The sequence below is a fragment of the Planctomycetia bacterium genome (assembly GCA_021413845.1).
Taxonomy (GTDB): Bacteria; Planctomycetota; Planctomycetia; order Pirellulales; family PNKZ01; genus PNKZ01.
In genome coordinates, this window is sequence record JAIOPP010000036.1 from 23577 (window position 1) to 47793 (window position 24217).

Sequence of the window (24217 nt, forward strand, 5' to 3'; positions counted from 1 at the left end):
GATTCAAGTCGGCAGATGGACTTTTACGACTTGCCGTTCATCGCATGTCCGCGTTGCTCCAACGCCGATTTTAAGTCTCCCAACGCCGCCTCCAAATCGGCTTGCTCCGTCGCGCTAAGCGCTTGGCTACCGAAACGAACCCGATAGTAAGCATCGACGATCATCCGAGGAACTGCCGTAACGCTCTTCGATCCTGCATTGCTCGCGAGCTTGTCTCCGGCTGCCGCGGCGAATTCTCGCTGCGTCTGATTCCCGGGACGTCCGAAAGGGATACTTTGTAGCGCTTTTTCGAGCCGCACGTAAAAATCGACCTCGGGGCTCGACACAGCCCCCTTTCTATAAGTTCGTCCGGGTGGCGAAGTCGATTTTCGTCGGATGCGAATTTTGCGACCGTAGATGATCGCGAAGAGAACGAACAACGTGATAAGACCCACGATTGCGCAATAGAGTCGGGCGTCGTCGAATGTCCTGTTCGAAGGATCGAGAAAATCTTTCGTCTCGACAAATCGTTTTTCCCAGGCGGCGCTGGAAGTGAGCGTCGACCACGATTCCGAAGCGGTCTCGATCAGCGGTTGATAAATCGATTCCTGTTGCAGCATGGAATCCATGCCCACGACGTAATTGTTCCATAAGTAGCCGATGTAATCGCTCATTTGGATCAATTCGAACCAGCGAGAATCCGTGGTTCCGCTTTGCTCGACGGAAGCGCTCGGCGTGCCGTCGAGTTGTAGCCAAGCACCGAATTTTTCTCCGTCTTGAATCAATGCGGCGCTGGTTAATCGTCCGGGCGGAACGTTGTCCGGCGGCAGATATGCTTCTACCCAGGAATGAGCATGCAGTTGTTGAAATTGATAAAAGCTTCCGACGACGTTGAATTCTCCTCCTCGATATCCCAGCACGACCCGAGCGGGAATATTTACGGATCGCAACATCAGCGCGAGTGCTCCCGCAAAGTATTCGCAATGCCCTCGCGGACGATTCGTGATGAAGTCTTCCAACGGATCGATCTTTTTAGGGCGCTCTTCGGCAGATAGTGAATAAGAAAACCGGCCGGAGTCTCGCAGATAGGACTCTAAGCGTTTCGCTCGTTCGTAAACCTTTTCCGGAGGAACATCGGCGACGATCGCGGCCGCCGTTTCTTTGAGCCCCCGTAGCGGATCTTCGTTTCCCGCTATGGGCAACTGCAGCAGGTCGGCATAGGCGCGCGTAAAGAATCGGGAGCTGATATCGTGGGCCAATGGGACGATCGCGACTTGCTTGTGCAGCGAGAAGCCCGGCGTAATGAGTTCATATTGAAATCGCTTCGTTCGCAGGCTGTCTTGCCGGGATATTTGTCCTGTGACGGAGTTATGCAGCATCGATTTCAGGGCATCGTCGCGCGTCGTCGCATAGGCCGGTGCGCTGGAAAATAGTGTGTTCGACGATAGCGGTTCGATCGTTACGATCTGTCGAACAAGTTCTCGGTCATAAGCCGGAGTTGCCGCATAGGTCGGAAGTCCCGGTTGCGTGAACGAGCGAATGGTGCTCCGCTCCCACCGGCCTTGGGAATAGCGCGAGACCGTGGTCCCGCGCATATAGAGATCGCCGTCGATCTGATAGGGTTGGTTCGTTCTCACATCGACGAAGCGTACTTGCATCACCATTTCCGGATCTTCGATAATCTCGCCGCTCCGAGCCAAATTGATTTCCGGTGAGAAGCCGACGGTTCGCTCGCCGACGATTCCGCCCGGAGACCAATTCGATTGTCCGACGCGCGGCACGGCGACGAAGAAGATCGCCGATAAGACGATCGTTCCTAGAACGATGCCGGTCATGCGGCCTGAGAAGTCGCCGCTTAATGTTCGGTTGGTTTGTTTGGACCCGAGATTCCCCGAGAATCCGTAGCCTCGTTTCCCGAGGAGCGTCTTCGCTTTTTCCGATTCCGCATCGAAGCGAATTTGTTCGCGATAAAAGTAGAAATAGCCGAGAAAAAACACACCACAAAACAAATACATCGTCAGCATCACGGCAAAGGTCACGCCCATGTGCAAGGCCGCGGCCACGCACGTCTGCAGGAAGCTGACGAGCAGCAGCAGCCAATAGTTGCGAACCGTCTTGACGCGAAATTGCAACACGAACTGGAGATATCCCAGGAGGTCGGCCATCACCAAGACTCGCCCCTCGGCGACTGTCGTGCGAAGTTGCCCGATGGCGATCGCCAGCATAAGCATCGCGGCGATATTGGAACCGACGGTATTGAGGCGGAACCACTTCTTAAGATCGCACAGCACCAGCGCGCCGACCGAAACGATCACGGCCGCGAAGGTGAGGGTGTAGTTCTCCTCACCGATGCCGAGCATCGCCGTCCCCATGCAGGCGATCGCAGCGGCGACGATTTGTAATGAGCGTTCGACGTTCATGGGGCACCGGGATCGAATAATTCTCGCCACCGTGGTTCGACGGGAGACACCGAAGTGATTTTGTTTAGCGATGCTTGCGTTTCCGTTTGCTTTCCAAGCAGTGCGAATCGCTCATGGTCCATCAGGTCGTTTCGTCGGGTCGCCGCGATCACGACCCCGGCTCCGCGGTCCCCTTGTTCGGTTACGCCGATCAAGATTTTCGGTAGGCGATCTTCTCGAGTCGGTTCGGCCGCCGCCAGTAATTTAAGCCCCTCATGCAAAGCTTGTTGAGTCGACGTTGCTTGCAAGGTTCGTGGCGTCTTGCCGACGATTTCCAGCCGCAACTTCCGACTCGGCTCGCGACAGAGTTCATGTAAGACCGTCGCCGCGAATCGGATCACTTCTTCGACGCGATGTCGGTCCTCGGCGTTTGGGTTCTTGGGCTCCCATAGATCGACGATGAGCACCAATTCGCTCTGGCGTCGACGTTCGAATTGTCGAACGGTCAGGCTTTGTCGTCGGGCCGAGGTGCGCCAATGGATCCGGCCGCGGGAATCGCCGGCTCGCCATTCGCGTAGGCCGTAAAAATCGCCGTCGGCCGAGCCTTGGCTTCGCTGTCGGCCGTTCGGAGCGTCTCCGTCGGTCGCCAGCAAGCGATGCCACACCGGAGATAGCTTGCCGATGCTCGGCAAAACGACGAGTCGCTGCGGCTTATCGACCCGAATCATTGTGCGCAGCAGGCCGAGCGGAAATCGCGACGAAAGCTTCACGGGCTGGAAGTCGTATACGCCGCGAATGTTGAGGATGCCTTGATAACTCGATTTTCTCGATTCACCGGCGGGAACATACGGGAAATATAAATCGGTTGCGATCGGCTTTTCGGAACCGGCACTTCGGCGCTGTAATTCGTCGCGGATCCAAACCGCGAAGCTGCCGCCGCGTCGCTTCTTGTTCGTGAGTTCCAGTTCGATGGAAAACGGCCGGCCGGCGAACACCGTTGGCGGAAGGTGCCTCGCGATCTCCAGGTCTTTTACGGCCTTGCGAACCAATCGCCACGACAGCAGCAGCGGTCCGGCCATCACGCCGTACAAGATCATCAGCAGGTTGATTTGCCTAGTCACGGCCGCAGTAAGAACCACGCCCATCACGAGGAGGTAGATCACCCCTTCGAAGGAAATCGACATGTGCTGTAGACGCCGCATCGATCATCGACCTCGGAACCGGAAGTCAGCGCGGTACGGTCGTTTCGCCCACGATTCGGCGCATGATACTTTCAAGATAATCACGACTGTTGCCGTGTTGAAAGCCTTTCGCAATGACACGGTGTGAAAGGACGGGCACTGCCAATCCTTTCACGTCGTCGGGCACGACGTAGTTGCGCCCTTCGATAAAGGCAGACGCTTGAGCGGCCCGATACAGAGCGAGCGCGCCGCGCGTACTCACGCCGACGTTTAAGTCTTCGCAACTGCGAGTCGCTCCGACTAGGTCCAACAAATACTCATGGATCGAGTCTTCCACCGCGACCGTCCGAACCGCTTCCTGCATGCCGACGACCTGCTGGGTATCGACCACCGACTTCAACTCTTCGACCGGCTCGCCGCTCCGGTGGCTCGTCAGCACGCGCAGCTCGTCGCTCCGCTCGGGATAGCCGACGCTGGTACGCAAGAGAAACCGATCGAGCTGGCTTTCCGGCAGGGGGTACGTTCCTTCGAACTCGAAGGGGTTCTGCGTCGCGATGACGAGAAACGGCTTCGGCAACGGGTAGGTGTGTCCATCGGCCGACACTTGGTTGTCGCTCATCGCTTCGAGCAGTGCGCTTTGTGTTCGCGGCGTCGTCCGATTGATTTCGTCGGCGAGGACGATGTTGGCGAAGATCGGGCCGTGGCTGTAAAAGAATTCGTTCGTCTTACCGTTGAAAATGCTACTGCCGATAATGTCGCTCGGCAGCAAGTCCGGCGTGAATTGGATCCGGCAGAACCGTGCATCGACGCTCTTCGCCAGTGCTTTCCCGATCAGCGTCTTCCCGACGCCGGGGACGTCTTCGAGCAAAATATGCTCTCCTGCAAGCAAAGCGATGACGCACAGGCGTATCACCTCCCGTTTGCCGAGAACCACTCGTCCGATGTTTGCTTCCAACGAAAGAACTAGCTGATGCAGCTCAGGCGACATTCCGCTTCCCTAGGTGTGTGTCCATAGTATGTCGGCTGCCGCGGCTGATCTCGTTCGGCATCGGCGAACCAGGGGAAATGCGTAGGGTTTCCCGGTCGTTCGCTCAGACTCGTTCAGTCTAACCAAATGCGGCTGCCGAACAACTCTAAGCCGCTTGCTAAGTCTATTTATTGCATAACACTTGCTCGCCGCTGTAGACTGAATAGTGTTCGACACTTCCAGCCAATTCTCGGCAGCGATTTCATGGCGTCGACGAGCGGTAGCGATTCGTCCGTAGATCGGCGCATGATCGGCGACTCGTTCGCGCGATCGCAGCCGACGAACGTACCGCATGCCTCTCAAATTTGGCTCGACGGCGAAGTGCTTTCCTGCGCGTGTCCCGAGTGCGGCGCGCCGATGTCGATTCGGGTTTGGCTCAGCCTCGCCGAATGTCGGATGTGCGGCGCACAGGTCGAGCTTACGGAAGAGCAAGAGCGGCTTGCGCGGCAATTGTTAGCCGATCGTGAGTCGTCGAAGGGGCCTCTCCCACCGGCGGCTCGAACTAGCTTGCCGGTCTGGGCGAATCCCGTGGTTCGCGATGCCCCTCAGCCGAACCTAAGACCGGTCGAGATTCTTGCGCCGCCGCCCGCGTCGCCGTCACCACCGGCGATGCCGAGTAAAGGTGCAACTCCGCCTCCTGTGCCGCGGCTCGTCCCGCCGGCGATCCCGAAGCCGCTCATTGCCGAAGTGGTCGACGCGCCCCCGCGGCTGTTGATTGCGCGACCGGCCGACGCTCTCCCGCTGCCGACACCGCCCGAAGAGGAGAAGCCGCGACTGTTCGGCCGAGGTTGGCTTCAGCACGCGATCGCCGCGCTCGTGAGCCTGATCGTGAACATGATGTTCATCATTCTCTTGGGCCTATTCCAGTTTCAGTTTCCGGCGAAGCCCGACCTCGTGATTCTCGAGGTCGACATGAAGCCCGCCCCGGCCGGCGCAGTCGGGGGCGAAGTCTTTTTGAAGGCCCCTGCCAAACAACCGGCCGTCGCCGAACCGAAAACCAATGCGCCGCTTCAGCCCAATACGAGTGAGAAGCCGCAGATGCTCGCAGCGGTAACGGCCATCGAGACGAAAGAGTTGATCGAGAAGCTGCGTCCGGCCATCGAGCCCGCACCGCTTCCTTTGCCGTCGTCGGCGTCGGGCGGAGGAAGCTTCGCCATCGGTACTTTGCTCGCCGGTCGCGACCAGAGCGTGCGCGCGAAAGTGCTGAATATCGAAGGGGGAACCGAGCGTACCGAGATGGCCGTCGCGATGGGATTGAAGTGGATTGCCTCTCATCAGAATCGGGATGGAAGTTGGAGCCTCGATGGCTTTCCGACCGCGGGGGAATGCCGCGGCCGTTGCGAGCATATCGGTCTCTCCAGCGACACGGCGGGAACGGCCCTCGCGCTCCTGCCGTTTCTGGGGGCGGGGTTCACACATCGGGGCGAGCATGAGTATCGCGAAACCGTCGACAAGGGCCTCATGTGGCTGGTCTCGCACCAAGAAAAAGATGGCGACTTGCGAGGCCCAGGGGGCGGTCGCATGTATTCCCATGGTCAGGCGGCGATTGCGCTTTGTGAAGCGTATGCCTTGACGCACGATTCTAAATTGCGAGAGCCGGCTCAGAAGGCGATCGATTTCATCGTCAAGGCACAGCACGCGCGCGGCGGTTGGCGCTATTCCCCGGGCGAGGCAGGCGACACCAGCGTCGTCGGCTGGCAGATTATGGCCTTGCGCAGTGCTCAAATGGCGAAGTTGAACGTGCCCGACGCGGTCTTGAGAAAGAGCGACCTGTTTCTCGCGTCGGTACAAGCGAGCACATCGCAAGGACGGTTCTCGTACATGCCCGGCTCCCACATTAGCGAAGTCATGACCGCCGAAGGCTTGCTCTGTCGATTGTACTCAGGCTGGAGAACGAATTTCCCGCCGCTCGTCAACGGCGTCGATTGGCTGCTGAAGAGCCATCTGCCGACCGCCGAGAACATCAACATGTATTACTGTTACTACGCCACGCAAGTCATGCATCACATCGGCGGCGATCGCTGGAAAAAGTGGAACGAGCGCACGCGCAAGGTGCTTGTGGAATTGCAAGCGACGGAAGGACACATGGCGGGAAGCTGGGCGCCGATGGAAATACACGACCGCGTCGGCGGACGGCTTTATATGACGGCGCTCGCGGTCTGTACTCTCGAGGTCTACTACCGGCACTTACCGCTGTATAAAAACGCGGTGACGATGCAAGGGAAATGAGTGCCGCTCCGGAGCCGTCGCCGGAGGAGAAGTCTCTGTCGAGCATCGCGGCTCCGCATGCTCCGGTCTCGCCGTGGCGCGGTTGGATTCCGTTGTGGCTCCTATCGCTCGGCGTTGCGAGTTCGCCGCTGCTGCCGTTCGGCTATCCGACCGATCGGCCTCGCTGGGAGCTGGCGTGGCTCTACGTGTTCGCGTTCTTCGGCGCAATGAAGTGGCTCACGTGGCGTCGAACCACGGCTCCGGCGGCATCGCGGCTCCGTCACCTCGGATACTTGATTGCTTGGCCGGGGCTCGATGCTCCGACGTTCCTTAGGAGTACGGCTGCTCGCAACTCCGTCGTCGATCCGCGCGAAGGAGTCGTCGCGTTCGGCAAGATATTCTTAGGGGCGACGCTGTTTTGGGTAGCGGCTCGTTGCGTTCCGCCCGACTGGCCGATCGTGCAAAGCTGGGTCGGCCTCACGGGACTCGCGATCGGTCTGCTCGGCGGCTTTTTTCATTTGCTGAGTTGGCTTTGGCGCGCCGGCGGAATCGATGCCCAGCGTTTGATGATCGCGCCGCTGAGGTCGGTGAGCTTGGCGGAGTTTTGGGGGCGCCGGTGGAATACGGCCTTTCACGATTTCGTTCGTCGCTTCGTGTACCAGCCGATTGCGTTGCGCTTCGGCTCGCTGAGCGGCACCACCGGCGTGTTTCTCTTCAGCGGCGTATTGCACGACGCGGTTCTTTCGCTTCCCGCCCAAGGCGGATACGGCCGACCGACTCTGTACTTTCTAATCCAACTCGTCGGGCTCGGCTGCGAACGCTCGTCCCTCGGACGACGGGTGCGCCTCGGCCATGGCTTGCGCGGTCGCATATTCACGGCGCTCGTCGTCGTCGGGCCCGTCGGGTTGTTGTTTCACCGGCCGTTCGTCGAGCACATCTGGTTGCCGTTCATGCAAGCCGCGGGTGCGTTATAGCCTTGCGGGGCGGGGTTAAAAAACGGTTGATAATCCGCTCCGGAAGCTTGCGGCAGGGCGTGGCTCTTGCGATGCTGTCGGCATTCGGATCGTCTCACCGTCTTGGAGAATCACGCATGGCCCGTTCTCGTTCCGCAAAGCAAACCTCGTCGCGTCCGTCGCGCCGCGACTTCTTGAAGACCTCGGCCGTCGTCGGCTCCGGATTCTTCATCGCCGATAGCTACGCTCAGGTTCCCTCGAAGTCGGCCAACGAACGGGTGCGTCTCGCGTGCATCGGCGTCGGCGGCAAAGGGGGCAGCGACACCGATCAAGCCGCCGACTTGTGCGATCTGGTTGCCTTGTGCGACTGCGACGAAAACACTTTAAACGGCAAGGCCAAAGCGCTCGCCACGAAAGACAAACGCTTCGCCGATGCCAAGCTCTACACCGACTACCGCAAGCTGTTCGACGAAGTCGGCAAGAGCATCGACGCCGTGACGATCAGCACGCCCGACCACACGCACGCCGGCCCGGCGATGCGCGCCTTGAAGTCGGGCATTCATACCTACGTGCAAAAGCCGTTGTCACACACGGTGTTCGAGGCTCGCATCATGCGCGAGACGGCCGCCGAGAAGAAACTCGTGACGCAGATGGGGAACCAAGGTTCCGCCGAGAATGGTTTGCGCGAAGCGGTCGAGGTGATTCAATCGGGCGCGATCGGACCGGTGCGAGAAGCCCATATCTGGACGAACCGACCGATTTGGCCGCAAGCTCCCGACGTCATGGCGCGACCGGACTACACCGACGAAATCCCTAAGACACTCGACTGGGAATCGTTCATCGGCCCGGCGCCGATGCGTCCGTATGTCGCTCGGTATCGCAACACCGAAGGCCCGCTCAAAGGGAAGAACGTCTATCATTCGTTCGCTTGGCGGGGTTGGTTGGACTACGGCACCGGCGCGCTCGGCGACATGGGGTGCCACACCGCGAACATGACGTTCCGGGCCTTGAAGCTCGGTTCGCCGATCAGCGTCGAAGCGCAAGCGCTCGACGTCAACGGCGAGACGTTCCCAAGTGCATCGACCGTCACGTTTCAATTCCCGGCACGCGGCGACATGCCGGCCTGTAAGGTCGTGTGGTACGAAGGCAAAGTGAAAGATAAGGAAGGGAAGCTCGTCAAGAATCTGCCGACGCCGGAACTGCTCCAAGGCGAAACTCCGCCGGGAAGCGGATCGCTGTTGGTCGGCGATAAGGGAACGTTATATTCCCCGAACGACTACGGTGCGGCCTACGTGCTCTATCCGAAAAAGGAATTCGTCGGATATCAAAAGCCATCGCCGACGATTCCGCGCAACGGCGGCGGCGACAAAGGGATGAAGCAAGAATGGGTTACTGCGATCCAAGGGGGCCCGGCCACTTACTCCGGTTTCGATGTGGCGGGCATGCTCACCGAGTTCATCTTGCTCGGCAACGTCGCCGTGCGCACCGGCAAGAAGCTCGAATGGGACGGCCCAGGCTGCAAGGTGACGAACTGTCCCGAGGCCGAGCAATATATCCGCAAGGAATATCGCAAGGGCTGGGAGTTGTAAGCCACGATCGTCGATCGTTTCGCGACATCAATAAAAAGGGAGGAAGAGGCGAACTGCCGCTTCCTCCCTTTCTTTTTTTACTAACGGAACGCCGGGCGATTACTTCTTCGCCAGTTCCTTTTCGATCGCCGCGATGACTTCCGGCGCGTCAGGGCTCACGCCCGTCTTGAAGCGAGCCACGACTTCGCCGTTGCGACCGATCAAGAACTTCTCGAAGTTCCAGCCGATCGGGCCGGGGAACTTCGATTCCTTCGTGATGTACGCATAGAGCGGGCAAATGCCGTCACCCTTGACGACGACCTTCGACAACATATCGAATTCGACGCCGTAGTTCGACTTGCAGAAGGTCGCGATCTCGGCATCGCTGCCCGGCTCTTGCGCGCCGAACTCGTTGGCCGGCACCCCGACGACGGCGAGCCCTTCGCCGGCGTATTTCTTGTGCAAGGATTGGAGTTGTTCATATTGCGGAGTGGCGCCGCAAGCGCTGGCGACGTTCACCAGCAGCACGACCTTCCCTTGATATTGCGACAGCTTGACCGGCTTGCCGGTGAGCGACTTCATTTCGAAGTTGAGACTGGCAGGCACTTTGTCGGCTCCTTGAGCTGCTGCGGCAAGACAGGACAGCAAACAGACGGCGATGGAAAAGCGAAAAGACATTCGTAAATACTCCGAGTCTAAGCGTGGAAGGAAACCCCGAGGCGGGACCGTTACGTTACTTGCTCCGGCATGGCGAATCAACACTCCGCGCGGAGTATCGGGACCGCATTATCAAACCATTTCGCACGCCGTGAGCAGCGCCGTTTGCACGGCAAGATCATGGTCGAGCGAGTAGTCGGGCGTTTTCCTACCGGACGCAACGGCGACGAACTCCCGTAAATCACGGATCTGCAGCGTCGCTTGCGGAAGCGGGAGTCGTTCCCAAGTCGAGGCTCCGCGCGCGAGAATATCGAGCGGTTGCATGGCCTCGTTCGTGAGATGTCCGGACCCGAGATGCGGAATAATGAGCGCTCCCTCGGTGCCGTAAACTTCGACTCGTCGCTGATCGGGCGTGACTTCGAGCGCCGGAACTTCGACGATGCCGACGGCGCGCTCGAAGCCGAAGATCGCGGTGCCGGTGTCTATGAAATCATTTGTAGAGGCGGCACTTTGCGTCGGATGATAGTGCCCGACGATCGACTTTACTTCGCGCGGCGGACCGAGCAGCGCGCACATGAAGTCGATCAGATGCCCGGCCATCTCGAAGAAAATCCCGCCGCGATAGCGGCCGAGCGTAGCGACGTGCTCGTCGTAAAGTCGCAGGTCTTTCGGGAGCCGGCCGCGAAATTCGTAGATGTGCCCGAGGTCGCCGCGACGAGCGCGCTTGAGCATTTCTTCGACCGCCGACATGTAGCGAAAAAGATAGATCAGTTGCAGGTGCAAATTTTTGCGTCGCGCGAGTTCGTAAACATCTCGCATTTCGTCGAGCTTACAGCCGGCAGGCTTTTCCAGAAGCACAGGCAAGTTGCGCTCGAGCGCCATTCGCGCGTACGAAAGATTCTCGGAGATCATTCCCTCGACGACGACGCCGTCGAGCTGTTGATCGAGTAAGTCCGCCGGCCTCGCGAACACCCGCAGGCCCGGAAACAACGAACTCCATTCGATTCGCCGACGTTCGGAAACTACCGGATCGGGATCCCACACGCCGCATAGCTCGAACTCGTCCGGGTGCGCCGCGATTTGCTGCGCGAGCCCAGGAGCGTGAACATGCCACATGCCGAGCATCACTAGACGAAACGGCATGCAACGACCTGCTAAATCGAGATCGAGGAACGGATTTACTTAACGTTGAGCATGCGCTCGAGCGCGGTCAGCGACCAGCGAGTCGTGGCGTCGTCGACCCGTACGATATTCACCGGCGTACCGGCGGCGAGATTTTCCAAGCTCCAGCAAAGATGTGCTAAGTCGATGCGGTACATCGTGGCGCACATGCAGACGAACGGCGAGAGAAAATAAATCTCTTGCTCGGGATGTTCTTGCTTGAGCCGATTGACGAGATGCAGTTCGGTGCCGATCACCCACTTCGTTCCCGGCGGTGCGGCTTCCACTTCTTTGATGATCTTTCCGGTCGAGCCGTAGACGTCGGCCATGGCGACGACCTCGCGCGGACACTCCGGATGCACTAGCACTTTGATGCCGGGATGCTTGGCGCGGAACAGGTCGACATGCTCCGGCTTGAACACGGCATGCACGCTACAGTGCCCTTGCCAAAGGAGAACCTTCGAGTTGCGGATCGCGTCGGCCGTATTGCCGCCGAGTTCTTCCGCATGCGGATTCCAGACCGGCATTCGCTCCAGCGGAATTCCCATCGCGAAAGCCGTGTTGCGGCCGAGATGCTGGTCGGGGAAGAACAGGACGCGGCTGGTGCGTGCGAAGGCCCATTTCAAGACGGCCGCGGCATTGCTCGACGTGCAGACGATGCCCCCATGTTTGCCGCAAAACGCTTTCAGCGAGGCCGCCGAGTTGATGTAGGTGACGGGCGTGATGTCGCCGGTGTCGATCAACTCGCCGAGTTCTTCCCAAGCCGATTCGACTTGCTCGATGCCTGCCATATCGGCCATCGAGCAGCCGGCGGCCATGTCGGGCAACACGACCGGCACGCGCTCGCCGGCGCGCTCGGCAAGTCGCTCCGGGCGATTGACGAGCATGTCGGCGGTTTCGGCCATGAAGTGAACGCCGCAAAACGCGATCTGCCGGCAAGCGGTGTTCTCCGCCGCCATCTGGCTTAGCTGATAGCTATCGCCGGTGAGGTCGGCCAGCGCGATCACTTCGTCTTGCTGGTAGTGATGGCCGAGGATCAAGAGCTGTTTACCGAGGTCCGCCTTCACGGCGCGAATCCGCTCCGTGAGCGTCTCGTTGTCGAGCGACTTATACGGCTTCAGCTCGTAAGCGGGGGCCTCGGCGGCAGGTGCAGACACTCGAAATGATCCTCAAGGGGGAGATGACGGCTCGCGAACTCGGTTCGCCGAGCGACCAACTTCACTCGTATTATAGTCTTCCATCGCCGGCGGGGCCGGCCGCTGCCGAAACGACGTAAATCCGGGGCTTTTTCCCGACTCTCTCGCCGCAGCAACTCGCCGCGGTACGCAAGCGGCGACGTTACCGACTTCGTTATCGGAAAATCCGGCGTCTTGAGCAAAGTCTGCCGCCTGCCGATCCGATGAACAACGATGACGGCTTCTCCGGCGCGTAGGTTCGCGATCGCTGCCGTTGCAGGCAGCAATAGCTATGTCCGACGAAAATCTTCTGACCGAAGCGGATCTCGCGGCGCTCCAAGCGTCTGCCGTGGGAAGCGCCGTGCTTGATGAAGGAGTCCGAGTCTCCGCGGAAAAGCCGGCGGGGGTGCTGCGCGGCGACGACGCCGTTCGGGCCGTGGCGAAAGCGGCTGAAACGATTGAGGCGGAGACGCACCCCGCGCACGCAGCACCGGCTACGGCCGAGAGTCTTTCGAACTACACCAAGAATCTCTTGCGGATTCGGGTGCCGGTGATGGTCACGTTGGCGCGAAAGAAACAGCGCGTGTCGAGCATCATCGAGCTGGGGCCCGGCACCATCCTGCAGTTTCAAAAATCGTGCGAGCAACTGCTCGAGATCGAAGTCAACGGCCATGAGATCGGGCAAGGAGAAGCGGTCAAAGTCGGCGACAAGTTCGGCCTTCGCGTCTCGAATCTCACGCTGCCCGGCGAGCGGTTCAAAGCGATCGGCAAAGACGAATAGTGCCGCTCAGCGCCGGTAATTCGGCGCGCCGCCCCCTAGAAGCCGCGCCTCTCGCGGCGGTAAAATAGCTTTCGTTCACTGAACCGACGCGCATGCCAGGTGTCGTGTACATTGGCTCCCAGTACGATGCTCCGGCCGTGCCCGACATGATTCTTCTGATCGACAACTACGATTCGTTTACCTACAACCTCGTGCAACGGTTGGGGGAGATCGACGCTTCGCTCGAGCTCGAAGTGCATCGCAACGATCAGATCTCGCTCGATGAAATCGAACGGCGTAAACCGAGTCGCATCATTATTTCGCCGGGGCCCTGCACACCGACCGAAGCCGGAATTTCGTGCGACGTGATTCAACGGTTCTATCGCACGGTGCCGATCTTGGGCGTTTGTCTCGGTCATCAATCGATCGGCCATTCGTTCGGAGCCGACATCGTGCGCGCGAAGCGTTTGATGCACGGCAAGATCGACAAGATTTATCACGACGGTCGCGGGCTGTTCGAAGGGATCGAGAGCCCGATGCAAGCGACCCGTTATCACAGCCTGGTGATTCAACCCGGCACATTGAGCGCTGAGTTTGAGGTCTGTGCTTGGGCCGATGGGCCTGACGGCGAACGGGAAATCATGGGGGTGCGGCATAAGTCGTATCCTTTGCACGGCGTGCAATTCCATCCGGAAAGTTTTCTCACGCTGCGCGGCAATGAAATGCTCCGACGGTTTCTCACGCTCTAAGCGCTCGAGAACGACGCGGCAGCGAAAGCTTGAGGAAGTCGCGATGCTTACGGTTGCCGAAGCGTTGGAAGCGGTGCTCGCTCATGTCGCGATGGGGCCGCAGCGCCGCGTGCCGCTGGTTGAAGCGCTGGGACTAGTGTTGGCCGAAGACGTGGCGAGCGATATCGATTCGCCGCCCCACGATAAATCGGTCGTCGATGGCTATGCGATTCGCTTCGACGACCTTGTCGAAGGGCGGACCGAACTGCGCGTGCTCGAGGAAGTAACGGCCGGCCAAGTGCCGACGTGGCCGCTCGCCGCCAGCCAAGCGACTCGCATCATGACGGGAGCCCCGATTCCGGAAGGGGCCGATACCGTGGCGATGGTCGAACGCTCGACGCTCGTGGCTGCCGACACGGTGCGACTGGTGGATCCGAAGCTGACGCGCGGCCGCAATATCACGCGGCGCGGTTCGTCGATGCGCGTCGGCGATGTCGTGCTGCGGGCCGGCGCGACGATCCGAGCGAGCGAAATCGGCTTGCTGGCCGAAGTCGGCCGCGCGACGGTCGCCGTGGTCGCCGCTCCGCGCGTGGCGGTGCTTGCGACGGGGAACGAACTCGTCGCGCCGGACACTAAGCCTGGACCCAGCCAAATTCGCAACTCCAATGGTCCGATGTTGTGCGCGATGGTCGCCGCCGCCGGAGGCGTGCCCGTCGATCTCGGCGTCGGGCGCGATGATCGTGAAGAGCTGCGCCGCGCGATCTCGGCCGGCCTCGCGGCCGATATGTTGATTCTTTCGGGAGGTGTTTCCGCCGGGGTGTTGGATTTGGTGCCGGGCGTGTTGGCCGAGCTCGCTGTGCGCGAGGTCTTTCATAAGGTGAGCGTGAAGCCGGGGAAGCCGATCTGGTTCGGACTTTTCGAGGTCGATGGTCGCGCGAAGCCGGTATTCGGCCTGCCGGGGAATCCGGTGAGCGGATTGGTTTGCTTCGAGTTGTTCGTCAAGCCGGCGTTGCGAAAGATCGAGGGCCGCGACATCGCTGCGCAGCGCACGCTCCGGGCTCGGCTTACGCAAGCGTTTCGGCATCAGGGGGAACGTCCGACTTATTGGCCGGCGGTTCGTAATTTGGTCGGCGCTGCGGAGGGCGTCGTCGAAGTCGCTCCGCTGCCTTGGCACGGCTCGGGAGATTTGCGTGGAGTCGTGCCGGCGGATTGTCTGGTCTGTTTTCCATCGGGCGATAAGCAGTATGCCGTGGGAGACGAAGTCGAAGTCCTGCCGCTCGACTAAGGGGCAAGCCTAGCGGGCTTTCGGCATTTACTCGCTGCGCGCGGCGTCGTACTCTTGCGGGCTATGAAACCCGCCGCCAAAAAAGAGCCGACCGAAAGCGTTCGCGAGGACGTCGTGAAGCAGTCGCGCCTGGCGAAGCTCGCGTCGGATGAGACGTTACGCGTCAGCTTGCTCGGGGCGGTCTTGATGTGGGCCGCGCTTCCTCCGCTCGGCATCGGCGCACTGGGTTGGATCGCTCCGGTCCCTTGGCTTTGGCTGGCGCGGCAGCGCGAAATGTCCGGCCGACACCCTTATCGGGCGTTGTGGTTTTCGAGCCTCGTCTTCTGGCTTGCCGCGACGCATTGGCTCCGGCTTCCGCATTGGGCGACGAGCTTCGGCTGGGTGGCGCTTTCCGTTTATCTGGCTTGCTATACGCCGCTTGTCGTGGCGCTGGCGCGGGTAGCTGAGCGGCGATTGGGCGTCGGCATCGTTCTGAGTGCGCCGATCTTGTGGACTGCCTGCGATCAAGCGCGCGCGTATGTCTTCACCGGCTTCAGCATGGCGAGCTTGTGCCATAGCCAGTATCGCTGGACGAGCATGATTCAAGCAGCGGATCTATGCGGCGAGTTCGGAGTGACGTTTCTCATGGTGCTCGTCGCGGCTGCGGTCGCGCGGGCCTTGCCGATGCGTGAGACGAAGGCCTCGTGGCACTGGCTCACGGTTGCCGTCGGTGTGATGGTATTGATGTTCGGCTATGGAGAATGGCGTCTCGGCGACGTCGCAGCGCGAACGAAGCCCGGCCCGAAGATTGCTCTGATCCAAGGTTCGATCGATACGGAATTCAAATACGATCCCGCGGCGCCGCCGAAAATTCACGAACACTACATGGACCTCTCGAAGCGGGCTGTGGCCGCGGAGCCCGACGTGCAATTGGTCGTTTGGCCGGAAACGATGTTTCCGTTTTCGACGTTGTCGTGGAGCGACGATGCGGAGCCGGGGCCCGACGATACTTGGCTGATGGAAGATGTGCGGAACGCCGGACCGATTTATCAAGAGTGGATCGCCTCGACGGCGGAAACGCTCCGCAAGCCGCTCTTGATCGGCATCGATGCGACACGCTTCGTCAAAGGCCGTGCCATGCGCTGGAACGCGGCACTCTATACCGATGCGCGTGGCAATGCCTTGGGACGGTACGACAAACGCCATCCCGTGCTGTTCGGCGAGTACACTCCGTTTGCGAAGACGCTGCCGTTTCTGTATGCGCTGACGCCATTGACCGGCGGCATCGAAGAAGGGGAACGGGCCGAGGCGTTCGACCTCGCCGGGACGAAGCTTGTGCCGAGTATCTGCTATGAAACCGTGTTGGCGAGATTGATCCGACGGCAAGTCATCGAACTGCGCGAGCGAGGGATCGAGCCCGACGTGTTGGTGAATGTGACGAACGACGGTTGGTATTGGGGCACGAGCGAGCTCGACATGCACATGATCTTCGGCGTGTTTCGAGCCGTCGAGTCGCGGAAGCCGCTGGTCATCGCCGCGAATACCGGTTTTTCGGCCCAGATCGATGCCGATGGCCGGATCGTCCGGCAAGGGCCTCGCCGGGAAGCGGGGTTCATCAACGCGGCGGTGCTGCTCGATTTGCGGAGAAGTCCCTATCTGGCCTGGGGAGACTGGCTAGCGAACGGCTGCCTGATTTGCCTGGGGCTGGTCAGCGCGGTCGCGCTTTATTACCGAGGTAAGAAAACGGTTTGAGCGGCAACATACAGATTGAGGTCGGATCTTGCCGACAACTTAGGTAGCATCGCTCTAATCGCTCTATTTACCGCATCCTAAACGCCCTTCTTTCTCTAGCTTCGCGATTTTCCCGTCGATTTGTTGACTTGGCTCCCTGGGCGAAGTTATACTCAATGGACTTATCTTGCGATCTATCTTGTTTGATAGTAGTTGTTTGAGTCGTGCCGCAAAGGACGAATTTGCGGGTCGTAGCTAAAATAACGGCTACGATAGATTTCCCGTCCGTCGACACCGTTCGACGCCGAGCAAACTTTTGCATATCGCGATTTTTGCGCCGGTCCCTAAGTGCCTCGATCTGAGGATTTCCCATGAATTTGTTCGGTAAGATTCTCGTCGCGCTCAACTTAGTGATGAGTCTCGTCTTTATGGGATTCGCCGTTGCGGTCTATTCGACGCACCAGAATTGGCGCGAGGTCGTGCAGCGCGATCCGGCCGTCGCGACTCCTTCGCAACCGAAGGGGTTGATCTTCCAAGTCGAAGAGGCGCTGACCAAAAACTTAGCGTTGAACGAGCGGATCAAAGCGCTGACGAGCGAGATCGCGCAAGAACGTAAGTTGCGCGACAATCGCCTCGCGCTCTTGGAAACCGAAAAAGAAAAACTCAAGACGGAAGTCGCCGGGAAAACCGCGGAGATCGTCACGATCACCGAAGACAAGACGAAGACGACAGCCGCGATCGAAGCGTTGACGGCCGAAGTTGCTAAGAAGACCGCCGACAACGACGTGCTTGCGAAAGCGGTCGACGACGCGAAGTTCCAAGCCGAGAACTTCTATAAAGACGTCCTCGTACGCACGGACGAACTCGCCAAGCTCGGCGCCGAAATCGCGAAGGTGAAGAACCAAACGAAAGACGTCGTCGGCGAGAACACCCGGCTGAAGACCGTGCTGACGGCCTACCATATCGACCCGAACGCTCCGATCGCGAACACGCCGCCGAAGGTAGACGGCTATGTGAAAGCCGCGACGACCGATGGCCTGGTGGAGATCTCGCTCGGTTCGGACGACGGCCTGTCGCGCGGCCACACGCTTGAAGTTTATCGACCCGGCCCGACGGCCGGTGCGACGAAGTATCTCGGACGGATCGAGATTTTGCAGACCAAGGCCGACGTCTCCGTCGGGAAGGTCATTCCTCAGTTCCGCCGTGGCAATATCGAGAAAGACGACCGTGTCGCAACCCGATTTAATTAACGCCGGCGGCATCTACGAAGATAAGCCGCGAAGCAACATCTACACCGCTCTGCTAGGCATCGCGTTCTTGTCGCTGTGCGTAGCCTCGACGTTGTTGTCGTTAGAATTGCAACACTACGACTACGACTACAAGGCCGAGCAAGCGAAGAAAGTCACCGTACCGACGGTCGCGCCTTCGAAGGTCGTTGCAGCTCCGGTGGAAGCCGAAGCGACTCCGGAAGCGACGCCAACGGCCACGCCGACCGCTACACCGTCGGGCACGGCGCCGATGGATCCTGACGCCGTACCGGCCACGCCGGCCGCGACACCTACCGCTACTGCGGCTGCTCCGACCGCCACCCCCTCGGCGACCCCAGCGGCCATGCCTGCGGCGACCCCTGCCGCTACGCCCGCGTCCACACCGGCCGCGACTCCTGCGGCCACGCCCGCGGCTACCCCGGCTGCGACGCCGGCCGCAACTCCCGCTGCCACGCCGGCGGCGACCCCTGCGGCAACTCCGGCCGCCACCCCTGCGGCAACGCCCGCTGCAACTCCTGCGGCCACGCCCGCCGCGACTCCGACTGCCACCCCGACCGCAACTCCCACTGCGACTCCTACGACGTAGTTTCGCAGGTTGCAATTAGGGACGGACGACGAGATGCATCGCGCAGCTGTTGAAGCCCGACGGCTTCGTCAGCGCGTGGCTCCCTTCGCTATTCTTCCGCGAAGTAGTCGGCATCGATCCGCTTGATCGTGCGTGTCGATTGCGGCGCGACGCCGACATCGTGTTCGATCATGAGCTCGGCGAGCAAGCCGCCGTCGATCAGCACGATCTTGGCCTCGAGCGACGTCGCGTACCGGATCGCGTCGCCGGTGAACGACGAGGTGGTAATGAAGACTCCCTTCTTGGAGCGATTGCCGGCCAGCGCGCCCATGAACTTCTGAATCTCGGGGCGCCCTACGGTTCCTTCCCAGCGTTTGGCTTGGATATAAATCAAGTCGAGCCCGAGCTTGTCTTCCTTGATGATCCCATCGATGCCGCCGTCGCCGCTCTTACCGAGGGCGCGACCGGCGTCTTGAAAGGAACCGCCGTAGCCCATTTTCAGTAGCAAATCGACGACAAGACGTTCGAAGAAGCCGGGAGTGCTTTGCGCTATCTGATCGAGTAATTCGCGGGCGAGATCATTTTCGAGTTCTTCGAACGCGCTATCGATTCGTTCTTCAGGCGTGAGGTTTCCCTGCTCGGCTTTGCTCGACGATGTCTTCCCTGGAGTCGAATTCCAGTTTTCCTTAAAGCCCGGAATTTTGGTCAAATCCGCTATCGTTAGCGCTCGAGGCTTCGTTGCGAGAAACGCTTTTCCCTTCGGAGTGAGCTTCATCAGACCGTGCTGCGGGTAGTTCACCAACTCCGCCATCTTTAGATAAGTACGAGTCCAACCGACGCGATGCGCGATGACGCGTTGACCGGATGGAAAACGGAGCCGGCGCTCCGATTCCGAAAGGCCCACATGATTTTCAATATAGTCGACCGCTTCCTTAAGCGAATGCGCTTGTTCGTCTTTGAGGAACTCCAGCAACGGCAGGAGCAAGGCTTGATACGTCGGAATCGGCATAGGGTGGGCTCATCCGAAGCGGAAGGCGAGTGGGATGCGCCAATGTAACGAGCTGGAGCCTGGGCCGCACGTGAGTTAATTCAAACTGCCCTGATGCAACGAAAAACGGCGGGCCGGTTCTTGCGAACCGGCCCGCCGCCGCTTTTCCAGATCGATCTTCCGACTTACGATCCTCGGGGGAGAATCGTTACTTCCAGAGTTACTCCGCTCCGCACGTGTCGCAGCAATTCGGCACCGGGCAGCAAACCGTGACCGGAACTTGTTTGCAGACGACTCGCGGGCAGCAGCGCGTCACCGTGTACGAGACTTGCTTCGGCACGCAACGCTTGACCATGATGGTCTTCGTCGCATGGACCGGCTTGCAGACCGTATACGGAACTTGCTTGCAGACCTTCTCGCTGAGCATTTGGCAAGTCGTGTAGGGCACTTGCTTCGTGCAGCATTGCTTTTCCATCCGGCAGGTCGTGTAGCAGACCGTCTTGCAGCGTTGTTCGGTCGTCATGTGGCAGACCGTGTAGTTGCAAGTCCGAACGCGTTGCTCCGGCACCATCTTGCAGGTGGTGTAGCACACGTTCTTCACGCGTTGCTCCGGCACCATGCGGCAGACCGTATAGTTGCAGGTACGCATCCGTTGTTCCGGCACCATGCGGCAGGTCGTATAGGTGCAGGTCTTCGTCCGTTGTTCCGGCACCATGCGACAGGTCGTGTAGGTGCAGGTCTTCACACGTTGCTCCGGCACCATCCGGCAGGTCGTGTACGAGCATTGCTTGGTCCGTTGCTCGGCAACCATGCGGCAGGTCGTATAGCAGCAGGTCTTCGTCCGTTGCTCGGCAACCATCTTGCAGACCTTGTAGGTGCAGGTCTTCACGCGTTGCTCCGACACCATCTTGCAGACGGTGTACGAGCATTGCTTCACGCGTTGCTCGGGCACCATGCGGCAGGTCGTGTAGGTGCAAGTCTTCGTCCGTTGTTCCGGCACCATCTTGCAGACGGTGTAGGGGATGCGCTTCTCGCGGCATTCCTTGACCATCGTGCAAACCTTGTAGGTGCAGGTCTTCACGCATTGCTCCGGCACCATCTTGCAGACGGTGTAGGAGCATTGCTTCACGCAATTCTCGCGAACGTAGCGGACGCACGTGATTTGCTTCTCACGCGTTTCCGGAATCCAAACTTTCTTGCAGCAGCGAACCGGCGGGCACTGCACTTGGCACTTGCGAACGCAGCCCGGCTTGTAGACGCAGCGGCAGCAGCAAGGATCCCAAACCCAGCAGCCCGGGTCTTGGACGCACTTGGTAACGACCGGGCCCGGCTTTTCGCAGACCTGAGTTTCCCAGCGGCCGCAGCAGACCTGAACCGTCTTGGTTTCATGAACCGGCTTGCAAACGGTGTAGCAGATGTTCTTCGTGCGGGTCTCCATCACCGGCTTGCAGACCGTATAGCAAATGTTCTTCGTGCGAGTTTCCCAGACCGGCTTGCAGACCGTGTAGTGGCAAACTTTTTCGTGCGTCTCATAGACCGGCTTGCAGACCGTATAGCAAATGTCTTTCGAGTGGGTCTCGTAGACCGGCTTGCAAACGGTGTAGCAGATGTTCTTGGTATGGGTCTCATAGACCGGCTTGCAGACCGTGTAGCAGATGTCTTTGGAACGGGTCTCCCACACCGGCTTGCAGACGGTGTAGCAGATGTTCTTGGTGTGGGTCTCGTAGACCGGTTTGCAAACGGTATAGCAAATGTTCTTGGTATGGGTCTCGTAGACCGGTTTGCAAACGGTGTAGCAGATGTTCTTGGTGTGGGTCTCATAGACCGGCTTGCAGACCGTGTAGCAAATGTTCTTCGTGTGCGTCTGATAGACCGGCTTGCAGACGGTGTAGCAGATGTTGCGCGTGCGTGTTTCGTAGATCGGCTTGCAAACGGTGTAGCAGATCTGACGCGTGTGCGTTTGGTACACCGGCTTGCAGACCGTGTAGCAGACTTGGCGCGACTTCGTTTCATAGACCGGTTTGCAGACCGTGTAGGTGATCTGCTTTTGGCAGGTCTGGTAGATCGGCTTGCAGATCGTGTAGTTCACCGTTCGGTAGTGGGTCTCATACACCGGCTTGCACACCGTGTACTCGCAGTTCCGATAGCAAACTTCTTTGACGTAGCTCACGCAGTTGATCGTCTTCGGCTCGCAAACCGTTTCATAGACGGTCTTGCAGCAGGTGTACTGCCGCTGGTCGTAGACGACTTCTTTGCAAGTCTTCATGACCGTGTGGCACTGCTTCTTGCAACCGGCGTACTCCACCGGATCGCAACTTGCCGTGCAGGATTTGTACCGTGCCGCGCCACATAGGCCGGCCTCGGCTTTCCCGACGCTCAGCGCCGTTAATACGGCAATGAGGATCGGAATTCCCCGAATCGCTTTCATTGTTGGTGTCTCCCCGAAAAACATCGATCGATTGGAAAAGTCTGGAACGGCGATCTGGTTCGCCATAGCAATCTTCGTCCCTCACAGACTTCGTGCGTTAGCTGATTTGCCTAGGCAATACTGCCTTTGCACGTCAACTATAGGAGCCAGTTAACGTATGCTCTCAATATTTCGACAATGCCGGCAGCGGAAGCATAGGTCCGGGTGGAATCGGCGGAGAAGCACGGTCGTCGGTGTTCTAAGGAGAAGGCCCGTAACGCCGATTGCGTCGGCTACGAAGAGCGCAGGCGACGAGTTGCTTACCCGCGAAACGATATGAGCAGCGGCTCATCGACGGTCCGGATCGAAGTGAACGATCGTCCGGATCGTGCCGGTTATGCGGCCGTGAAGCGGCATTCGAGCGGTTTACTTGCGGCTCACTGGCCTGCGAAAAACCGTATTCACTCTGCGCCCCGCCATTTTTTTTGACCGACCGTTTATCTCAACCTAGGTATCTAAGACGAGTTTACCGATCCGTCGTTCGGGGTACTTCGAGACCGACGAGACGATTGTGGTAACTCGCCGAGATTTGGTTCGCACCATGTTTCGCATCCGATGATTCCGTTGCAAAACTTTTCGAGTACTTTATCTAAAGGAAGCCGCTCTATGTCGAAGGCAAAGAAGCAAGGGTTTACGCTGGTCGAAGTTCTGATCGTCGTCGTGATCATGGCCATTTTGGCCGCGACGATCATTCCGCAATTCTCGGACAGCACCAAAGACGCGAAGAACAACACCAGCAAGTTCAATCTGCACACGATCCGTTCGCAGATCGAATTGTATAAATCGCAACACGACGGCAAGGTTCCGGCCGCGTTGAGCGATCTCACCGTGAAGACCAACACTGCCGGCACCATCGGCACGACGACTGCGTTCCCGTACGGTCCGTACTTGAGCACCCTGCCGGCCAACCCATTTACGGGCAGCAACACGGTTGCGGTCGCCGCCACGAATCCTCCGACTGCCGCCACCGGTTCGACTACGGCCGGTTGGCTCTACCACGCTGCTTCGGGTAGCGTGTACATCGACAACACTGATTTGCTCACGCAATAACTCGGTTCGGACTTTCTCACCAAGTCCTCGCCGCTCGAAGTTTTCGCAACGGACCCCTCGGACGAATTTCTCGTCCGAGGGGTTTTTGTTGCTATCCGAGGTCGCTTCGCCTTCGATACGGGCTTGTGAATTCTCGATCGTTGCGATAAAAATCGTCGTAACCGTCTTTCCCACGAAGGGGATACGCTCTGTTTTTAGCGACAAGGTCATGAGCGATTCGCAGTCCAAGTCGAACGCAGGCGAGCCGGAATCCACGGTGCCGAAAGCGGTCGTGAGTCGGCTGAGCCTGTATCTTCGTCAGCTTCAACAAGAAGTTCGCGACGGCCAGGCGACGATCAGCTCGAAAGAACTCGGCCAGCTACTCGGCTTCACCGACGCGCAAGTACGCAAAGACTTGGCCTATTTCGGCCATTTCGGCTATCCCGGCATCGGCTACCGCTGCGACGAACTCATCGCCGCGGTGAAGAAGATTCTCGGCACCGATCAACAGTGGCCCGTAGCATTGGTCGGCGTGGGCAACCTCGGCCGCGCGCTATTGGGCTATAAAGGTTTCTCGCAGCGCGGCTTCCGCATCGTCGCCGCATTCGATAGCGATCCGGCGGCGATCGGCTCCGAGATCGAAGGGATTCCCGTTTACCATTTAGACAGCTTGCCGGAAGTGGCGAGAGAAAATAGAATACGCCTCGGAATGATCGCCGTGCCCGGTGCGTCCGCCCAAGCGGTGGCCGATCGGTTGACGGCGGTGGGAGTAGATGGAATTCTGAACTTTGCTCCGGTTACGATCACGTTGCCCGACGGCGTCAGCCAAGTCGGCGTCGACCTCGCGATCGAACTGGAGCAGTTGACGTTTTCCGTCGTCAATCGAACCTCTTAACCGAGGCCGATTCTCAAGAAGCGCCGAACTTCTTGCGTCCGAAGTCGCTCATAATGAGCGACGAACCTGGGAAAGCAACTTTCCAGCATGCGATACCCGATGGTGTAACGGTAACACTGGAGATTTTGGCTCTCCCATTCTAGGTTCGAATCCTAGTCGGGTAGTTTTTCATTCGCAGTTGCGGATCTGCCGTTTAAGACGCATATCCGGCTGT

The 24217-nt window shown here is 59.2% G+C and carries 19 protein-coding genes; 11 read left to right on the top strand and 8 right to left on the bottom strand.

Annotated elements, in window-relative coordinates; genetic code table 11:
• Positions 1–23: 23 nt before the first annotated feature.
• The 3 genes from K8U03_07505 to K8U03_07515 are packed head-to-tail and all read right to left on the bottom strand — an operon-like array spanning position 24 to position 4547.
• Positions 24–2399: a DUF3488 and transglutaminase-like domain-containing protein gene (locus K8U03_07505; protein MCE9604735.1), complete on the bottom strand. Its 2376-nt coding sequence runs from the start codon at positions 2397–2399 to the stop codon at positions 24–26.
• Entirely contained in the window at positions 2396–3562 is a 1167-nt protein-coding gene (locus tag K8U03_07510) for a DUF58 domain-containing protein (GenBank protein MCE9604736.1), read from the bottom strand. The genes K8U03_07505 and K8U03_07510 overlap by 4 nt, the downstream gene beginning before the upstream one ends.
• Positions 3563–3605: 43 nt before the next feature.
• A complete protein-coding gene (locus tag K8U03_07515) occupies positions 3606–4547 on the bottom strand; it encodes a MoxR family ATPase (protein ID MCE9604737.1) in 942 nt (313 codons plus the stop codon).
• Between the two features lie 243 nt (positions 4548–4790).
• On the opposite strand from K8U03_07515, the gene K8U03_07520 reads away from it, so the two are divergent.
• The 3 genes from K8U03_07520 to K8U03_07530 all read left to right on the top strand — a co-directional run bounded on the left by K8U03_07520 (position 4791) and on the right by K8U03_07530 (position 9336).
• Entirely contained in the window at positions 4791–6815 is a 2025-nt protein-coding gene (locus tag K8U03_07520) for a terpene cyclase/mutase family protein (GenBank protein ID MCE9604738.1), read from the top strand.
• On the top strand, positions 6812–7768 hold the full coding sequence (locus K8U03_07525; protein MCE9604739.1) for a membrane bound O-acyl transferase family-domain-containing protein: 957 nt from the start codon (positions 6812–6814) through the stop codon (positions 7766–7768). The genes K8U03_07520 and K8U03_07525 overlap by 4 nt, the downstream gene beginning before the upstream one ends.
• A gap of 116 nt (positions 7769–7884) precedes the next feature.
• Positions 7885–9336, top strand: coding sequence for a Gfo/Idh/MocA family oxidoreductase (locus tag K8U03_07530; GenBank protein ID MCE9604740.1), 1452 nt, complete (start codon positions 7885–7887; stop codon positions 9334–9336).
• Between the two features lie 99 nt (positions 9337–9435).
• Here the strand turns inward: K8U03_07530 and K8U03_07535 are convergent, their stop codons facing one another.
• From K8U03_07535 to nadA, 3 genes are all read right to left on the bottom strand, one after another.
• Positions 9436–9993, bottom strand: a complete 558-nt coding sequence (locus K8U03_07535) for a glutathione peroxidase (protein MCE9604741.1) — start codon at positions 9991–9993, stop codon at positions 9436–9438.
• Positions 9994–10104: 111 nt separating this feature from the next.
• The gene (locus tag K8U03_07540; GenBank protein ID MCE9604742.1) at positions 10105–11115 is read right to left on the bottom strand and encodes a Gfo/Idh/MocA family oxidoreductase; all 1011 of its coding nucleotides are present in this window, start codon (positions 11113–11115) and stop codon (positions 10105–10107) included.
• Positions 11116–11150: 35 nt separating this feature from the next.
• Complete coding sequence (gene nadA / locus K8U03_07545; GenBank protein ID MCE9604743.1) at positions 11151–12290, bottom strand: quinolinate synthase NadA; 1140 nt, start codon at positions 12288–12290, stop codon at positions 11151–11153.
• 310 nt (positions 12291–12600) lie between these two features.
• Between nadA and K8U03_07550 the strand changes: the two genes are divergently transcribed.
• From K8U03_07550 to K8U03_07575, 6 genes are all read left to right on the top strand, one after another.
• Positions 12601–13089, top strand: coding sequence for a FliM/FliN family flagellar motor switch protein (locus tag K8U03_07550; protein MCE9604744.1), 489 nt, complete (start codon positions 12601–12603; stop codon positions 13087–13089).
• 146 nt (positions 13090–13235) lie between these two features.
• The gene (locus tag K8U03_07555; GenBank protein MCE9604745.1) at positions 13236–13817 is read left to right on the top strand and encodes an aminodeoxychorismate/anthranilate synthase component II; all 582 of its coding nucleotides are present in this window, start codon (positions 13236–13238) and stop codon (positions 13815–13817) included.
• A gap of 43 nt (positions 13818–13860) precedes the next feature.
• Positions 13861–15081 carry a molybdopterin molybdotransferase MoeA gene (locus K8U03_07560; GenBank protein MCE9604746.1) on the top strand — a complete coding sequence of 407 codons (1221 nt, stop codon included), beginning with the start codon at positions 13861–13863 and terminating at the stop codon, positions 15079–15081.
• Between the two features lie 63 nt (positions 15082–15144).
• Positions 15145–16812 carry an apolipoprotein N-acyltransferase gene (lnt, locus tag K8U03_07565; protein ID MCE9604747.1) on the top strand — a complete coding sequence of 556 codons (1668 nt, stop codon included), beginning with the start codon at positions 15145–15147 and terminating at the stop codon, positions 16810–16812.
• A 350-nt stretch (positions 16813–17162) separates the two neighbouring features.
• Positions 17163–18041: a hypothetical protein gene (locus K8U03_07570; GenBank protein ID MCE9604748.1), complete on the top strand. Its 879-nt coding sequence runs from the start codon at positions 17163–17165 to the stop codon at positions 18039–18041.
• On the top strand, positions 18019–18645 hold the full coding sequence (locus K8U03_07575) for a hypothetical protein (protein MCE9604749.1): 627 nt from the start codon (positions 18019–18021) through the stop codon (positions 18643–18645). The genes K8U03_07570 and K8U03_07575 overlap by 23 nt, the downstream gene beginning before the upstream one ends.
• Positions 18646–18733: 88 nt before the next feature.
• Here K8U03_07575 and K8U03_07580 read toward each other — a convergent pair whose 3' ends face one another.
• On the bottom strand, positions 18734–19633 hold the full coding sequence (locus tag K8U03_07580; protein ID MCE9604750.1) for a restriction endonuclease: 900 nt from the start codon (positions 19631–19633) through the stop codon (positions 18734–18736).
• Between the two features lie 199 nt (positions 19634–19832).
• Positions 19833–22040 carry a hypothetical protein gene (locus K8U03_07585; GenBank protein ID MCE9604751.1) on the bottom strand — a complete coding sequence of 736 codons (2208 nt, stop codon included), beginning with the start codon at positions 22038–22040 and terminating at the stop codon, positions 19833–19835.
• Positions 22041–22685: 645 nt separating this feature from the next.
• Here K8U03_07585 and K8U03_07590 point away from each other — a divergent pair.
• Together K8U03_07590 and K8U03_07595 are read left to right on the top strand one after the other, a co-directional pair.
• Complete coding sequence (locus K8U03_07590) at positions 22686–23129, top strand: type II secretion system GspH family protein (protein MCE9604752.1); 444 nt, start codon at positions 22686–22688, stop codon at positions 23127–23129.
• A 208-nt stretch (positions 23130–23337) separates the two neighbouring features.
• Positions 23338–24003: a redox-sensing transcriptional repressor Rex gene (locus K8U03_07595; GenBank protein MCE9604753.1), complete on the top strand. Its 666-nt coding sequence runs from the start codon at positions 23338–23340 to the stop codon at positions 24001–24003.
• Positions 24004–24217: the final 214 nt, after the last annotated feature.

Excerpts from the sequence above, each read along its gene's own strand:
- K8U03_07505 (MCE9604735.1), bottom strand. The coding sequence starts at position 2,399 with ATGAACGTCGAACGCTCATTACAAATCGTCGCCGCTGCGATCGCCTGC.
- K8U03_07510 (MCE9604736.1), bottom strand. The coding sequence starts at position 3,562 with ATGTCGATTTCCTTCGAAGGGGTGATCTACCTCCTCGTGATGGGCGTG.
- K8U03_07515 (MCE9604737.1), bottom strand. The coding sequence starts at position 4,547 with ATGTCGCCTGAGCTGCATCAGCTAGTTCTTTCGTTGGAAGCAAACATC.
- K8U03_07520 (MCE9604738.1), top strand. The coding sequence starts at position 4,791 with ATGGCGTCGACGAGCGGTAGCGATTCGTCCGTAGATCGGCGCATGATC.
- K8U03_07525 (MCE9604739.1), top strand. The coding sequence starts at position 6,812 with ATGAGTGCCGCTCCGGAGCCGTCGCCGGAGGAGAAGTCTCTGTCGAGC.
- K8U03_07530 (MCE9604740.1), top strand. The coding sequence starts at position 7,885 with ATGGCCCGTTCTCGTTCCGCAAAGCAAACCTCGTCGCGTCCGTCGCGC.
- K8U03_07535 (MCE9604741.1), bottom strand. The coding sequence starts at position 9,993 with ATGTCTTTTCGCTTTTCCATCGCCGTCTGTTTGCTGTCCTGTCTTGCC.
- K8U03_07540 (MCE9604742.1), bottom strand. The coding sequence starts at position 11,115 with ATGCCGTTTCGTCTAGTGATGCTCGGCATGTGGCATGTTCACGCTCCT.
- K8U03_07550 (MCE9604744.1), top strand. The coding sequence starts at position 12,601 with ATGTCCGACGAAAATCTTCTGACCGAAGCGGATCTCGCGGCGCTCCAA.
- K8U03_07555 (MCE9604745.1), top strand. The coding sequence starts at position 13,236 with ATGATTCTTCTGATCGACAACTACGATTCGTTTACCTACAACCTCGTG.
- K8U03_07560 (MCE9604746.1), top strand. The coding sequence starts at position 13,861 with ATGCTTACGGTTGCCGAAGCGTTGGAAGCGGTGCTCGCTCATGTCGCG.
- lnt (MCE9604747.1), top strand. The coding sequence starts at position 15,145 with ATGAAACCCGCCGCCAAAAAAGAGCCGACCGAAAGCGTTCGCGAGGAC.
- K8U03_07570 (MCE9604748.1), top strand. The coding sequence starts at position 17,163 with ATGAATTTGTTCGGTAAGATTCTCGTCGCGCTCAACTTAGTGATGAGT.
- K8U03_07580 (MCE9604750.1), bottom strand. The coding sequence starts at position 19,633 with ATGCCGATTCCGACGTATCAAGCCTTGCTCCTGCCGTTGCTGGAGTTC.
- K8U03_07585 (MCE9604751.1), bottom strand. The coding sequence starts at position 22,040 with ATGAAAGCGATTCGGGGAATTCCGATCCTCATTGCCGTATTAACGGCG.
- K8U03_07590 (MCE9604752.1), top strand. The coding sequence starts at position 22,686 with ATGTCGAAGGCAAAGAAGCAAGGGTTTACGCTGGTCGAAGTTCTGATC.
- K8U03_07595 (MCE9604753.1), top strand. The coding sequence starts at position 23,338 with ATGAGCGATTCGCAGTCCAAGTCGAACGCAGGCGAGCCGGAATCCACG.